The sequence below is a fragment of the Neisseria sp. genome (genome assembly GCF_030523955.1).
Lineage (GTDB): Bacteria > Pseudomonadota > Gammaproteobacteria > Burkholderiales > Neisseriaceae > Neisseria.
This window is the reverse complement of the sequence record NZ_JAUNHL010000003.1, coordinates 20756-35012: the sequence shown is the minus strand read 5'-3', so window position 1 is coordinate 35012 and position 14257 is coordinate 20756. Positions and strand designations below refer to the sequence as shown.

Genomic DNA, 14257 nt, shown 5'->3' with positions numbered 1-14257 from the left:
GCTCGGGCTTGACCCGAGCATCTGGTTGTTTAAGAAGAAAGAACAGATACTCGGGTCAAGCCCGAGTATGACGCATGTGTTTTGTTTAAAGTACCGAAAAGAATTTTGCAAAGGTCTATGCCTGTCTGAAAAATATTTTCAGACAGGCATGGCCAATAAAAAACCGCTTGAATGATTTCAAGCGGTTGGGGTGTTTTTCGTTTTAGGCAAGGCCTTTTTTATCCAGATAGCTTTCGTAGTCGCCCAGATAATGTTCGTAGCCGCCTTTGCCGTCCAATTCGATAATCTGGGTGGCCAGCGAAGATACGAACTGGCGGTCGTGCGATACGAAAATCAGCGTACCCTTGTATTTTTCCAACGCCATGTTCAAGGATTCGATGCTTTCCATGTCCATGTGGTTGGTCGGCTCGTCCATAATCAATACATTGGGTTTCAGCAGAATCAGCTTGCCGTAGAGCATGCGGCCTTTTTCGCCGCCGGAGAGCACCTGTACCTGTTTTACCACATCGTTGCTGCCGAACAGCAAACGGCCCAAAGTGCCACGGATAACCTGTTCGTCGTCGCCTTCCTGGCCCCATTGGCGCATCCATTCGGTAAGGTTCATTTCTACGTCGAAATCGTTTTCATGGTCTTGCGGGTAGTAACCCACATTGGCTTTTTCCGCCCATTTGATGCTGCCGGCATCGGGAGTAACACCTTCCGCATATTCCGGATCAAACGCGCCGGCTAATAATTTCAACAGAGTGGATTTGCCCGCGCCGTTGGGGCCGATAACGGCCAGCCGTTCACCGGCATCCAGCATAAAGCCCAGTTTTTCGAACAATTTGTTTTCAAACGATTTGGCCAAGCCTTCCACTTCCACCGCCTGGCGGTTCAGCTTGGATTTTTCGTCGGTTTCAAAGCGGATATAAGGATTTTGGCGGGTAGAGGGCTTGACTTCCACCATTTCCGATTTGATTTTGTCGGCCTGCTTTAAGCGGCTGGTGGCTTGGCGGGCTTTGGATTTGTTGGCCGAGAAACGCGCGACGAATTCTTGCAACTCTTGCAGTTTTTCTTTGGCCTTGGCGTTGTCTTTCAACGCACGTTCGCGCGATTGTGCGGAGGCGAGCATGTAGTCGTCGTAGTTGCCGGGGTAGATGGTGATGCTGTTGTAATCCACGTCGGCCATGTGGGTGCACACTTCGTTTAAGAAGTGGCGGTCGTGCGAGATGATGATCATGGTGGAGTCGTACTGGTTCAGCACGCCTTCGAGCCAGCGGATGGTGTTGATGTCGAGGTTGTTGGTCGGCTCGTCCAAGAGCAAAACGTCTGGTTTGGAAAACAGCGCCTGCGCGAGCAACACGCGCAGTTTGAAACCGGGGGCGACTTCGCTCATTTGCGCGTTGTGCAGCGTCTCTTCGATGCCCACGCCGCTTAGTAATTCGGCGGCGCGCGCTTCGGCGGTGTAGCCGTCGTATTCGGCGAATTTGGCTTCCAATTCGGCCGCTTTCATATAATCGTCTTCGGTGGCTTCCAGGTTGGCGTAAATCGCGTCGCGCTCGGTCATCGCCGCCCACATTTCGGTGTGGCCCATCATCACCACATCCAGCACGCGCATGTCTTCATAAGCAAACTGGTCTTGGCGCAGTTTGCCCAAACGCACGCCGTTTTCAATCGCCACCTCGCCGCTGGTCGGCTCCAGATCGCCGCCGAGAATTTTCATGAAAGTCGATTTGCCCGATCCGTTGGCGCCGATTAAGCCGTAGCGGTTGCCTTCGCCGAATTTGACGGATACGTTTTCAAACAGTGGCTTGGCGCCGAACTGCATGGTAATGCCGTTGGTGGAAATCATGGTGAAACCTTTGGTCTATCAGAACGAAACAGTAAAAGCGAAGAATTGTAGCATATCCGCCTGCATCTTGCGCTTTATTCTGATTTTTTTACAAGGGTTTGCGGGCGGTGAACGCTCTTTTTTCAGACAGGCTTACCGCTTTTTTTCGCTTTATTAATCGCGGCTAACCGATAATTGCGTTTTAATGTTTTATATGGTTTTTCCCATCTTTTAAGAAAGAGAGAACAATGAATCATAAAAATATAGCTGCCTGGTTGGCAGTATCTACCGTATGGGTGGCGCAGGCGGCGGTGGCCGCTCCGGTGAGCAATCATCCGGCGCAAGTGCAGTTGCAGCAGAATATGGATACCGTGCTGAAAGTAGCGCGCAATACCGGCTTGAACGAGCAGCAGAAAATCCGCCAGATCGAAGGTTATGCCGACCGCTATCTGGATTACCAACGCATCGCCGCGCTGGCGGTGGGCATGCCGTGGCGCCAGTTCAGCGATAAACAGAAAACCGAGTTTATTGAGGCGTTCAAAGACATGATGATTTCGATGTACGCTCGCTCGGCTTTAATGGGTGCGGCCGATTCGCAGGTAACGCTGTTGCCCAAATTGGTGGATAACGGCAATAACCGCGTTGATGCGTTTACCGAAATCCGCGCGCGCAGCGGTAAGAAATACGAAGTGGCCTACCAGCTTTATAAAGTCGGTTCGGTTTACAAGGTATACAACATCAAGGTCGACGGCGCGAGCTTGGTTACGATATACCGCAACCAGTTCAACGAGTTAATCAAGCAAAAAGGCATAGACGGCACCATCGCCACCATCAAGGCCAAGGGCTTGAAAAAAGTGGATGCGGTGAATTAATTTTTGTTTAGGGTTTGTCGACAGACCTTATAGAGTGCCGTTGCCGGTTAGGGTAGCGGCATTGGTTTTGGCTATGCGCATCAGGTGAGGGAGCAAAATCCGTTATAATCGCGGTTTTGTTTAATATCGGCAGGCTGTTATGGTTCAGGGAAAACAAACCGGTTTGGGCTCGGGTTGGATGGTGGTGGTGGCCGCGTTTTTTACCCTGATGAACCTTTGGGTTAAACAGGCCAACCAATTATTCGGCTTCGGCACCGGCGAGGTGGTGTTTTGGCGGATGGCGTTTTCCGCCGTGGTATTGGGCCTAGTCGCCGGCTTGCAGAAGCGCCGTTTCGCTACGCCGCACTGGAAGGCGCACGTTAGCCGCAGCGTATCGGGCACGCTGGGGATGTTTTTTATTTTCTATGCGGTGATGCATTTGCCGCTGGCCACCGGCGTAACCTTAAGCTATACCTCGTCGATTTTTCTGGCCGTATTGTCTTTTGTGGTGTTGCGCGAAAAAATTTCGCGATACAGCCAGGCGATGTTGGCGGCCGGTTTTATCGGCGTGGTGTTGTTGTTGAAGCCTTCTTTTCAGGCAGGGCCGGAGTGGGCGGCGTTGGTCGGTCTCATGGGCGGTTTATGCGCCGGCTGGGCTTATTTGCAGGTGCGCGAACTCTCGCTGTTGGGCGAACCTTCTTGGCGGGTGGTGTTTTATCTGTCGCTGATCGGCATGGTGATGTCGGCGGTGTGGGCAACGGTAACCGGCTGGCATCCGCTGACGCTTGAATCTTTGCCTTATCTGCTGGGAATCGGTGCCACTTCGCTGCTGGCGCAATTGGCGATGACGCACGCTTACCGGGTGGGCCGCAAGTTTACCGTTGCCGCATTGGCTTATCTGACGGTGGTGTTTTCCACTTTGACGGGCATTTTTTTCCTCGGCGATAAAATCGGCTGGCAGGAATGGCTGGGTATGGGTATTATTGTAGCCAGCGGCGTATTGAGCGCCATGAGACGTTAATGTTAACTACGATAAAACCACAAACGAGGAGGCATTGTAATGATTTCCATCAGAGAACAGGATTACGGTCTGAACGTGGCGCTGTACAACGAATTTACGCTGGAAGATTTCCGCCAGTTCGAGGAAGCGGCTTTGCAGGCGGTGAAGCGTGTGCACCGGCCGGATCTTTTGCTGGATTTGTCTATGCTGAAAGATTTCACCATCGATATGGCTGTCGAGCAGCTCAAATTCATGCGCAATCATGACGAAGATTTCGGCCGGATCGCGATTGTGGTGGACGATGTTTGGATCCGTTTCGGCACCCATATTTCGAGCCTGCTTACCCAGCAGCATCCGAAATATTTCGACGACGCGGCTTCGGCGCAAGCTTGGTTGCAGGGCTTGGAGCGCGAATAAAGCGAAACTTATTGATACAAAATGCCTGTCTGAAAACAAGCCTGCGCGGTTTTGCGAAGCTAAAAGTTTTCAGACAGGCATTTTGTTTGACAAACTCAATTCCAGATAAAATAAGCCGCCAGCGCCAAGACTGCCGCCGCCAGCATCACTGCCGCGCTGATTTGCACCACTTCGTGTAAGGCACGTTTGTGGCGGCGCCCGAGCAGGCGATGCACCAGTAGGCCGAGCAAAAAGATAACAAGAAAAATTTTGAGGATACGGCCGATCATCGGTTGGGATGCCTGTCTGAAACCGCTTGGCTATACGGCGCCGCGGTGTACAAAAAAGAGTAAACCGCTATAATAACCGCTTTCCGACTCCGATGCCTATTGAATGAAGCGCCATGATAGAAGCCGACAGCATTGGGCTGGTCAGCCCGCAAAAAATCCCGTTCGAAACCCCGCTGCCTTTGCAAAACGGCCAAGTGCTGCCCCGTTTCGACCTGATGGTGGAAACCTACGGCACGCTGAATGAAGACAAAAGCAATGCCGTTTTGATTTGCCATGCCTTATCCGGCAACCACCACGTGGCGGGCTACCACAGCGAGCACGACAAATCGCCCGGCTGGTGGGACAACATGGTCGGCCCGGGCAAACCGATCGATACCAAGCGTTTTTTCGTAGTGGGCTTGAACAATCTGGGCGGTTGCCACGGCAGTACCGGCCCATTGAGCATTGATCCGGAAACCGGCGACGAATACGGCGCCGATTTCCCGGTGGTAACCGTTAAAGATTGGGTACAAAGCCAGGCCATGCTGGCCGATTATTTCGGTATTGGCCAGTGGGCGGCGATTGTCGGCGGCAGCTTGGGCGGGATGCAGGCCTTGCAGTGGGCGATTGATTTTCCCGACCGCGTGCGCCACGCTCTGGTAATTGCCTCCGCCACCCGCCTGTCGGCACAAAACATCGCCTTCAATGATGTCGCCCGCCAAGCCATCATCACCGATCCCGATTTTCATAACGGCCACTACCGCCGTTACCGAACCATCCCGCGTCGCGGCTTGCGCATCGCCCGCATGATGGGGCACATTACCTATCTGGCCGAAAAAGGGCTGGGCAAAAAATTCGGCCGCAGCATGCGTACCGACGGTTACCAATACGGTTACGACGTCGAATTCGAAATCGAATCTTATCTGCGCTACCAAGGCGATAAATTCGCCGAACGTTTCGACGGCAATACCTATTTACGCATGACCAAGGCGCTCGATTATTTTGCCCCGGCAGCCGAATACGGTAACGATTTGCTGGCGGCTTTGCAAAGGGTTAAGGCCAAGTTTTTCGTTGCTAGTTTCTCTACCGACTGGCGCTTCGCGCCCACCCGTTCGCGCGCACTGGTGAAGCATTTGGTGAAAGCCGGCAAAAACGTACAATACATCGAAGTCGAATCCCATCACGGGCACGATGCGTTTCTGATGACCGACGAGCCGTATGTACGCGCGATGAGGGCTTATATGAACAATATCCACAAGGAATTGCAGGCATGAATTTGCGCGACGACTTACAGCTGATTTACGACTGGATTCCCGAAAACAGCCGCGTGCTCGATTTGGGCTGCGGCAAGGGTGAATTGCTCTCGGCCTTGGTGTACAACAAAAATTGCAGCGGTTACGGCGTGGAAATCGATACCGAAGGCGTGCTCGCTTCGATGGAGCGCGGCATCAACGTGATACAGGCCGATTTGGAACAGGGCTTGCAAGATTTCGATGCCGACAGCTTCGATGTGCTGGTGTTGAGCCAAACCCTGCAAGCGATGCAGAATACCGAAAACATCTTGCGCGATCTCACCCGAGTGGCCAAGGAAGCGATTGTTTCTTTTCCGAATTTCGGTTATTGGCGCAACCGCGTGCAAATGGGGCTGACCGGCCATATGCCGGTATCCGAGCGCATGCCTTACCAATGGTATAACACGCCCAATATCCATCTTTGCACTTTAATCGACTTCGAATTGCTGTGTATGAAAAATGGTATCCGCATTCTCGAACGGGCGGTGATGACCGGCGGTAAACGGGTGAACACGCTACCCAATTTGTTGGGCAGTTTGGCCTTTTATCGAATCGGCTGAATGTGGGGCAAAAAGTGTAAAGATGCCTGTTTCAGACAGGCATTTTCTTTTTTTAAACTTCTCTTACTTGGCAGATTCATGCATTTGCGGGCATAATAATCGTAGCGGACTTTTCCGTATTTCACCAAACAAGAGAGAGATGACTATGAAAAAATTATTGATGATTGCCGCCGTATTGTCATTGACTGCCTGTGCCAACACTTGGGACGGTGCAAAAGAAGACGGGCGTAACATGAAAGAGAATACGGAAGAAACCGCAGAAAAAGGTTGGGATAAAACCAAAGAGTTGGGCAATAAGGCAATGGAAAAAACCGGCAATGCATTAGAGAGCGGCGGCGAATATTTGCAAGAAAAAGCGAAATAATGATTTGCGGATGGGTGGAATGCCTGTCTGAAAAAACGGCTTGTACTGATACAGGCCGTTTTGTTTTGCGATATCGCAAAAATTTTATAGTGGATTGAATCCGCGATAAAAACGTTTTCACGCTCATTCAAGTTGGAAAATAGGGTGTTGAAAACATTGACGTACCAAAAATGCCTGTCTGAAAAGGTTTTCAGACAGGCATTTGATATAAGCGAATTAATGTGCGCTAAAGGTCGCGGGCACTGCTTTTTTCGAACGGCGCCATTTGAAAATATAACCCAATACCACCGGAATCAGTGCCCAGATGATTTTGGCGGTCCAAGTATCGTACCAAGGCTTGCTCAATACAATGGTATCGTTAATCGATTCGGGCGTAACGAAGCCGCGGATGGCGAACCAATCGATAAACGGCCACCAGCAAACCACCAACAAACCAAGGAACACCGGCCAAATCATGCTGGTGAGGTTGCGCTGCCATAAAATAAAAAACAGCGCCGCCCAAATCAGGGTGAAGGCGGTGATCAGTAATGCGGTTTGGGTAGGCGCACCAAAATAGCTGGCGAGAAAATAGGTAAACACAACCCATAAAGCGGCCAAGGCCGCCATGATGAGTTCTTCGGGGCGTTTGAACATGAATCTATCCTTTAATGACTTTTGTAATACTAGGGTGCGCAAAGTTTTTTGACGACACAGCCTAAATGAGATGTAAAAATTTTTGCCAATATACCGCAAATCCAAGGCTTTGGATATGGATAATCCGACATCGGGTACGACGGGCGACCAACGGTATTTTTCTATAACCATTCAGCCAGTTGCCCGCGATTGAGCGTCCATGACCATATGCCGTTTCCGACATCCTGATCGTTAAGCCCGCGTAAAAATAAGTAGCGGATGTTCACTTCAGGCAGCGAATGGCCGTGCTGGTCAAAATAGCGGCATACCGCTATCGCATAAATCATGGCTTGTAGATAATAATGGTGCAGTGCGACGGCTTCGTTCATCGCTTGCAGGCTGTAGTCAGCGGCATTATCGCCCAGATGGTTGGATTTATAGTCGATAATCGAGACGCGGCCTTGTTCATCCAGGCTGATGAGGTCGATAAAACCGTTGAGAAAGCCTTTGAGCGTGGGAAAATCGAGCGTTCGGGCGGCGGCTATGCATTCGGGCGCCAATTGTTGGGCGGGATCGGAAAACCATTTTTGCAGGCGTGCGGGCGAGAAGTCGTCTACATGTAAAACAAAACCCATTTCCGCCAAAAGGTTGGCCGCGGGCAGTTGCAAAAGGGTGCTGCCGCCGGCCAGCGGCGTACGGGCGACCTGATCGGCCATACGGGAAACGGCGGGTTGCCAGACAGTATCGAAACTGTAGCGCGCCAGCGAGCTGTCGATTAATTCCGTTTGCTCGGCGGCCGGGCGCTGGAAATCAAAGTTTTCCAAAATTTCGTGCAAACACAAACCGGCGGCGGTACCGCGCGGAAAATGATGGATATCGTGGACATTTGCAGGCATTTCGGCATTGTCTGCGTTAACGGGGCGGCTATCGGATTCGGCGGCATCCAAGGCGGGCAGCAGGGTATCATGCGCCGGGGCGTGTGCGGAGAGTTTTTGGCTTAAGCCGGTAAAGCTGCTGTAACGCACCAGTTCGAAATGCCTCGGCGGGCGTTGTACGGCGCGATAGGGCTCATGATGGCTTGGGCGTGGCAGTGCACGGGCGGGTTCGGGTGCTTCGTCGGTAAACTGTACGCCGTATGGCGCGGCTTTATCGGCAAAACGCTGCCAGGCGCGTTTGAGGGTCTCTGCCTGCTCTTCTTTTTTTACCGAGCCAAAAACGCGTTGGATATCGGCGCGGCTGTTGTCGGGCGTGCCTTCCAACAGATAGGTAAGCGGGTTGTCGGCGCTGTTTTGATGATAGCCGGCATAGAGGATCAGCTGCTCTTCGGCGCGGGTGAGAGCCACATACAGTAACCTAAGATTTTCACCCAAGGATTCGTCGGCCAATTGGTCTTGATCGTCTTGCGAGAGTTGGTGCTTATTCAGCAATTCGTCGCCTTCGAGCGCGTTGCGGTGTAAAACCTGCCAACCTTTCTCTTGAGGATCTTTGTTGTCCCAAGCAAAAGGGCAATAAACCAGCGGATATTGCAGGCCTTTGGCGGAATGCATGGTCACGATTTTTACCAGCGCTTCATCGCTTTCCAACCGTAATTGGTGCTCTTGATTGGACGCCCCCTCTTTGGCGGCTTGGATTTGGTTGTGCAGCCATTGCAGCAAGGCGGCGGGGGTAAGGCTTTGTGCATCTTCGGCAGCCAGCTGTTCGATTAATTGGTGGTAGTTGGTGAGGCTGCGCTCTTGGCCGGCAGCCAACAGCCGCTCTTCCAAATGATAACGCCCGGCAAAGGATTGAACGGCAGTATAAAAACCGTGTTGCTGCCATAAGGCGAGCGCATCGGCGGCGGCGGAAAGATAGCCGCTGAGCTGGCGCTCGTCGTGATTGAGAGCGTAGAGTTGCTCGGCGGTGTGTTCAAACAGCACGCCGGCGAGTACGAAGCGCAACAGCGAGGCTTCTTGCGGTTGCAGCCAAAAGCCGATCAGGGCGGCCAGCGCTTCGGCTTCGGCGGTGGCGTAAACGGAATCGCGTTGCAGCAAAACGCTTTGTATTTTCCGCTGTTTCAGGGCGCGGCTGATCAGGCGTCCTTCCCTGCTGGTGCGCACCAGTACCGCGATATCGGCCGGGCGTAGCGGCCGGTTTTTAAATTGTTGTTGCTGCAAGGCACCGAGGTTCAGAATGCCGGCGATTTCGTCGGCGCACCATTCTGCGGCACGCGGGCTTAGCATGTCTTTATTGTGGCCGGTATCGTTTGGTTGGTTGAGCCAACGTATTTGAACCGGCGGCAGCGCCGGTTGAAGCAGGCTTTCGCTGCGGTGTGCCTGCACGGGGGCATAGTCGATGCCGGCCAAGCCGAACGGGCGGTTTTTCTGTTTGAACAGCAGGCTGATGGTGTCGACCAGTGCGGCATGGCTGCGGAAGTTGCGGTTTAAGGTGTAGTGGTGGTCGGCATCGGCGGCGGCTTTCAGATAGGCATGGATGTCGGCGCCGCGAAAACGGTAAATCGCTTGTTTGGGATCGCCGACCAGAAACAGCGGTTTTTGATGAGCGATAAAACTGCGGTTGAAAATTTCGTATTGCAGCGGGTCGGTATCTTGGAATTCATCGATCAGCGCCACCTGCCAGTTTTCGGCAATCAGCGCGGCCAAGGTTTCGGCGTGCGCGCTTTCGGTAAGGGCGTGGTAAACGTCGGTCAACAAATCGTCGAAGTTGCGCTCGCGGCTGCTTTTTTTCTGTTCTTGCACCGTTTCGCGTACGGCTTGCAGCAAGTCGAGCTGGAGTGCGGTGAGGGCGTTTTGTTCGGCCTCTTCTGCGTTTGAGAGCTCTTCGTGCAGGCGGCCGAGGCGATCGATCAGTAATTTGTCTTCATCGCTTATGTTGCCGTTTTTCTTGGTTTTGTCGGTAAGGTTGGCAAAGGTGAATACGCTGTTGCCGTTGCTGTCGATTAATAGTTTGATGATGGCGGGTGGCGGGTAATCGACATGGCTTAGCGCTTCGCGCAAGCCGACGAATTTATTTTGGTAAGTAGGGGATTTGAACGAACTGCCGTTCAAATTAGAATGAATCCGCCAAAAGGTTGCTTCGATTTCCGCCAAACTATCGCGCACGATTTGCCATTGCCGTTGCAGATTTTTTTGTGCTTGCGGGAGGCTGTCGGCAGGGCGGCGGAAGTGTAACAGCGGGCGGTTGAGATAGCTGCGGATGCCGGAGAGCATTTTTTCCGGTGTTTGCCGGTATTTAAAGACTAATTGGGCGGTTGGGGCATCATACGATACGCGGCGGCGCCAGAAATCTTCGGCGGCGGTGAGCAGCGCTTGCTCGTTTTGGGCGCTTAATTCGGTATCGAAGGGGACTTGGCAGAAGAAAGCGTAGTCGCGCAGCAAGCGTTGGCAGAAGCCGTGTATGGTATAAATGGCGGCGGCGTCAAATTGGGCGAGGGCGGCTTTTAGCCGCAGCACCAAGCGTTCGTGCGGCTCTTGTTGCTGGGCTTTTTCGATCAAATCCCGCAGAAAATCGTCTGAGGCGTCCGGACGGCCGCTTAAGCTGTCCAAAGCTTCTTCCAAGCGGCGGCGCAGCCGGTTTTTTAATTCGGCGGTGGCGGCATTGGTGAAGGTGACGACCAGTATCTGATCGACCGGCAGTTGCTCCAGTAATACCAAACGGGTAAACAGTGCGGCAATGCCCCAAGTTTTTCCGGTACCGGCGGAGGCTTCAATCAAATTGGTACCGCTGATGGGTACGGTTAAAGGGTCGAAAGAAACGGTGTGTTGAGGCATGGCATTGGCAGCAGAAGGCAAAACTGAGGGGTTTCAAGATAAATGCCTGTCTGAAAAAATTTGAATGCGTTTTTCAGACAGGCATTTGCGGCGCTAGAGATATTTTTCAGACAGGCATCGTTGGAAAAATATCGGACAGTTTAAGCGACTTGGGTTTGATGTTCGCTACCGTTGCGTTCGCGGATTTCGCCCAAGCGGTAAACGGTTTCGCCCTGTTCCGCTAAAAACTGCTGCACCGCTTCGGCATCTTGCTTGTCGATAATCACCACCATGCCGATGCCGCAGTTGAAGGTTCGGTACATTTCCTGTTGCTCCACATTGCCGGCTTGTTGCAGCCATTGGAAGAGCTTGGGCATAGTCCATGCTTTCGCATCGATTTGGGCGACGGTGTTTTCCGGCAATACGCGCGGTACGTTTTCGGTGATGCCGCCGCCGGTGATGTGCGCCATGCCTTTGATGGTGAATTGTTTGAGTGCGGCCAGAATCGGTTTTACATACAAACGGGTGGGCGCGATGATGGCTTGGCGCAAAGTTTTGCCGTTATCGAACTCGGTATCCAAATCGGGATTGTCGCGGGCGAGGATTTTACGTACCAAAGAATAGCCGTTGGAATGCGCGCCGTTAGAAGCCAAACCTAATACCACGTCGCCCGGTACGATGCTGCGGCCGTTGATTACCTGGTCTTTTTCCACTACGCCTACGGCGAAGCCGGCCAAATCGTATTCGCCTTCCGGATACATGCCCGGCATTTCGGCGGTTTCGCCGCCGATGAGGGCGCAACCCGATTCTTCGCAGCCTTGCGCGATGCCTTTGATGACATCGGTGGCGCGTGCCACATCCAGTTTTCCGCAAGCGAAATAATCGAGGAAAAACAGCGGCTCGGCGCCCTGCACCAGAATATCGTTCACGCTCATGGCGACAAGATCGATGCCGACGGTATCGTGTTTGTCCCAATCAAACGCCAGTTTCAGCTTGGTACCCACGCCGTCGGTGCCGGAAACCAGCACGGGATTGCGGTATTTTTTACTGATTTCCACCAATGCGCCGAAGCCGCCCAGATCGCCCAATACTTCGGGGCGCATGGTACGTTTGGCAAAAGGTTTGATGTTTTCGACCAATTGGTCGCCGGCATCGATATCGACGCCTGCGTCGCGGTAGCTTAAAGAATCGCTCATTTGAAGATCCTGAAAAAGAAGGTTGGCATTCGGCAGCTATTCTAACCGATTTTGCCTGAGCACGCTTGCCGAAATCATGGTCAAACTGTGGTATGCTTGGCGCTGTTTACGAAACCGAATCAGCGGGATGATTATGTATCAGAAAAAAGCGCGGGGCGTAACGCCTTGGGTAATAGCGGCTGCAGTATTATTTGCGACCGGTTGGCTGTTTGTGCAATTGAAAGAAGTATTGATGCCGTTTGCGGTAGCGGCGACGCTGGCCTATATCTTAAACCCTTTGGTGGAAAAATTGCGCAACCGGGGCATGAAGCGGGGCTTGGCCTCGATGTTGGTGATGCTATTTGCCTTGGCAATATTGTTCGCGCTGATTCTGGTGATTGTGCCGATGCTGGTGAGCCAATTCCAAAACATGGTGGCGCGTTTGCCGCAACTGGTCGATTATCTGCAAAATACGCTGTTGCCGTGGGCTAACCGGTTTTTGGGTGACAACGGGGTAACAGTCAATCGCGATACGGTGTTGCAATGGTTGCAGGAGCATACCGGCTCGCTGCAAAGCGGCTTGTCGTCAGTGGCAGGCACCGTGGTATCGCGCGGCGGCGCGGTGGCCTTGGGGCTTACCAATGTGGTTCTGCTGCCTTTGCTGTTATATTATTTTCTGCTCGACTGGCAGCGTTGGTCGTACGGTATTAAGGCGATGATTCCGCGCCGTTTTATCAGTACGTATAGCAGAATCGCTTCGGAATTGGATAAAGTATTGGGCGAATTTTTACGCGGCCAATTAATGGTGATGCTGATTATGGGCGCGTTTTTCGGTATCGGCCTGATGATGGTGGGGCTGGATTCCGGTTTTGCTATCGGCATGGTGGCCGGTTTGCTGGTCTTTATTCCCTATCTGGGTGCGTTTACCGGTTTGTTGCTCTCAACAGTCGCCGCACTTTTGCAATTCGGTGTCTGGCATGAATTATTGTTGGTATGGGGCGTGTTTACGCTAGGCCAATTGCTGGAAAGTTTTGTTGTAACGCCGCAGATTGTCGGCGACCGCATCGGTTTGTCGCCGTTTTGGGTGATTTTGTCTCTGATGGCTTTCGGACAATTAATGGGATTTATCGGTATGCTGATCGGTTTGCCTTTGGCGGCGATCTGTTTAGTGTTGCTGCGCGAAAGTTCGCAAGCTTATTTCAAAAGCGATTTTTACAAACGCTCGTCGGATGATGCGGTCTGATTGTTCAATAACATTATTTTAACCAAGCGTTTACTAAACCAATGCCTGTCTGAAAACTTTTCAGACAGGCATTGGTTTTTTCTTATTTTCTTAACAGTTATACACTCAGCAGCGAATCGATATTTTTTTCGGTTTGCTGCGCAAGATCGGATAGGCTGATGCCGCGCAGTTCTGCCGTGATGGCGGCGATTTCCCGTAAATTGGCCGGCGTATTGATACCGTTGGCCAGCATAAACGGGCTGTCGGTTTCCAATACGAGAGAAGAGAGCGGTAACTCGGCTGCGGCGCGGCGGGCTTTCTTGGCAGTGGGGTTGAGCAGCAATGAGCCGATACCGATTAACAGCCCCTGTTGAATAAACGCCTCTGCTTCTTCCAAACTGCCGGAAAAAGCATGGACAATGCCGCGGCGGATACCGTGCTGTTTCAACAAGGCGAGCAGGTCGTTGGAAGCGCGCAGATTGTGCAGAATCACCGGCCGGTTGAGTTGGCGGGCGATTGCCAATTGTTGCGACAGCACATCGCGTTGTTTTGCGCGGTCTTTTTCCGAGCGGCTGCGGTGATAATCCAGCCCGATTTCGCCTACCCACATTTCGGGCTGGCGTTGCAGCTGCCGGCTTAGCTTTTCGATATAGTCAGAATCGGCCTGTTCGGCAAACCACGGATGAATGCCGAGCGCGCCCAAGATATCCGGCGAAGCTTCCGAGAGTGCGTAAACGGCAGGCCAGTCGGCGGCTTCGGCAGCCGGAACGATAAAACGGTGTATGCCGGCTTGGCGGGCCTGATGCAGTATTTGCGGCAGGCAACCGGTAAAGGCGGCATCGGCAAGGTGGCAGTGGCTGTCGGTAAACATGTTTGCAGGTTTTTGGTAAAGTGTCGGCAACGATTATATACCACTGAAGGAAGGCGGCCTGCGGTTGCTGGAAAAAAAGCGTTTGTGTT

The 14257-nt window shown here is 52.6% G+C and carries 13 protein-coding genes; 7 read left to right on the top strand and 6 right to left on the bottom strand.

Features of this window, described 5'->3' with window-relative positions; genetic code table 11:
- Positions 1–202: 202 nt before the first annotated feature.
- Positions 203–1831: an ABC-F family ATPase gene (locus Q4C79_RS01305; protein ID WP_303089230.1), complete on the bottom strand. Its 1629-nt coding sequence runs from the start codon at positions 1829–1831 to the stop codon at positions 203–205.
- 227 nt (positions 1832–2058) lie between these two features.
- Between Q4C79_RS01305 and Q4C79_RS01300 the strand changes: the two genes are divergently transcribed.
- The 3 genes from Q4C79_RS01300 to Q4C79_RS01290 all read left to right on the top strand — a co-directional run bounded on the left by Q4C79_RS01300 (position 2059) and on the right by Q4C79_RS01290 (position 4078).
- A complete protein-coding gene (locus Q4C79_RS01300) occupies positions 2059–2682 on the top strand; it encodes a phospholipid-binding protein MlaC (RefSeq protein ID WP_303089229.1) in 624 nt (207 codons plus the stop codon).
- 139 nt (positions 2683–2821) lie between these two features.
- On the top strand, positions 2822–3682 hold the full coding sequence (locus Q4C79_RS01295; protein WP_303089228.1) for a DMT family transporter: 861 nt from the start codon (positions 2822–2824) through the stop codon (positions 3680–3682).
- Between the two features lie 39 nt (positions 3683–3721).
- On the top strand, positions 3722–4078 hold the full coding sequence (locus tag Q4C79_RS01290) for an STAS/SEC14 domain-containing protein (protein ID WP_303089227.1): 357 nt from the start codon (positions 3722–3724) through the stop codon (positions 4076–4078).
- A 95-nt stretch (positions 4079–4173) separates the two neighbouring features.
- Here Q4C79_RS01290 and Q4C79_RS01285 read toward each other — a convergent pair whose 3' ends face one another.
- Positions 4174–4347, bottom strand: a complete 174-nt coding sequence (locus Q4C79_RS01285) for a hypothetical protein (protein ID WP_303089226.1) — start codon at positions 4345–4347, stop codon at positions 4174–4176.
- A 113-nt stretch (positions 4348–4460) separates the two neighbouring features.
- Here Q4C79_RS01285 and Q4C79_RS01280 point away from each other — a divergent pair, with 113 nt between their 5' ends.
- The 3 genes from Q4C79_RS01280 to Q4C79_RS01270 all read left to right on the top strand — a co-directional run bounded on the left by Q4C79_RS01280 (position 4461) and on the right by Q4C79_RS01270 (position 6542).
- Positions 4461–5600 (top strand): homoserine O-acetyltransferase, encoded by a 1140-nt coding sequence (locus Q4C79_RS01280; protein ID WP_303089225.1) that lies wholly within the window; start codon positions 4461–4463, stop codon positions 5598–5600.
- Positions 5597–6178: a methionine biosynthesis protein MetW gene (gene metW / locus Q4C79_RS01275; protein ID WP_303089224.1), complete on the top strand. Its 582-nt coding sequence runs from the start codon at positions 5597–5599 to the stop codon at positions 6176–6178. Before Q4C79_RS01280 ends, metW begins: the two co-directional genes overlap by 4 nt.
- Positions 6179–6323: 145 nt before the next feature.
- Complete coding sequence (locus Q4C79_RS01270; protein ID WP_368492198.1) at positions 6324–6542, top strand: hypothetical protein; 219 nt, start codon at positions 6324–6326, stop codon at positions 6540–6542.
- A 216-nt stretch (positions 6543–6758) separates the two neighbouring features.
- Here the strand turns inward: Q4C79_RS01270 and Q4C79_RS01265 are convergent, their stop codons facing one another.
- The 3 genes from Q4C79_RS01265 to purM all read right to left on the bottom strand — a co-directional run bounded on the left by Q4C79_RS01265 (position 6759) and on the right by purM (position 12096).
- Entirely contained in the window at positions 6759–7175 is a 417-nt protein-coding gene (locus tag Q4C79_RS01265; RefSeq protein WP_303089222.1) for a hypothetical protein, read from the bottom strand.
- A gap of 161 nt (positions 7176–7336) precedes the next feature.
- Positions 7337–10921, bottom strand: a complete 3585-nt coding sequence (gene recB / locus Q4C79_RS01260) for an exodeoxyribonuclease V subunit beta (protein WP_303089221.1) — start codon at positions 10919–10921, stop codon at positions 7337–7339.
- 140 nt (positions 10922–11061) lie between these two features.
- Positions 11062–12096 (bottom strand): phosphoribosylformylglycinamidine cyclo-ligase, encoded by a 1035-nt coding sequence (gene purM, locus Q4C79_RS01255; RefSeq protein WP_303089220.1) that lies wholly within the window; start codon positions 12094–12096, stop codon positions 11062–11064.
- A 133-nt stretch (positions 12097–12229) separates the two neighbouring features.
- Here purM and Q4C79_RS01250 point away from each other — a divergent pair, with 133 nt between their 5' ends.
- Complete coding sequence (locus tag Q4C79_RS01250) at positions 12230–13318, top strand: AI-2E family transporter (RefSeq protein ID WP_303089219.1); 1089 nt, start codon at positions 12230–12232, stop codon at positions 13316–13318.
- A gap of 97 nt (positions 13319–13415) precedes the next feature.
- Here the strand turns inward: Q4C79_RS01250 and Q4C79_RS01245 are convergent, their stop codons facing one another.
- A complete protein-coding gene (locus Q4C79_RS01245; RefSeq protein ID WP_303089218.1) occupies positions 13416–14168 on the bottom strand; it encodes a TatD family hydrolase in 753 nt (250 codons plus the stop codon).
- Positions 14169–14257 lie beyond the last annotated feature (89 nt).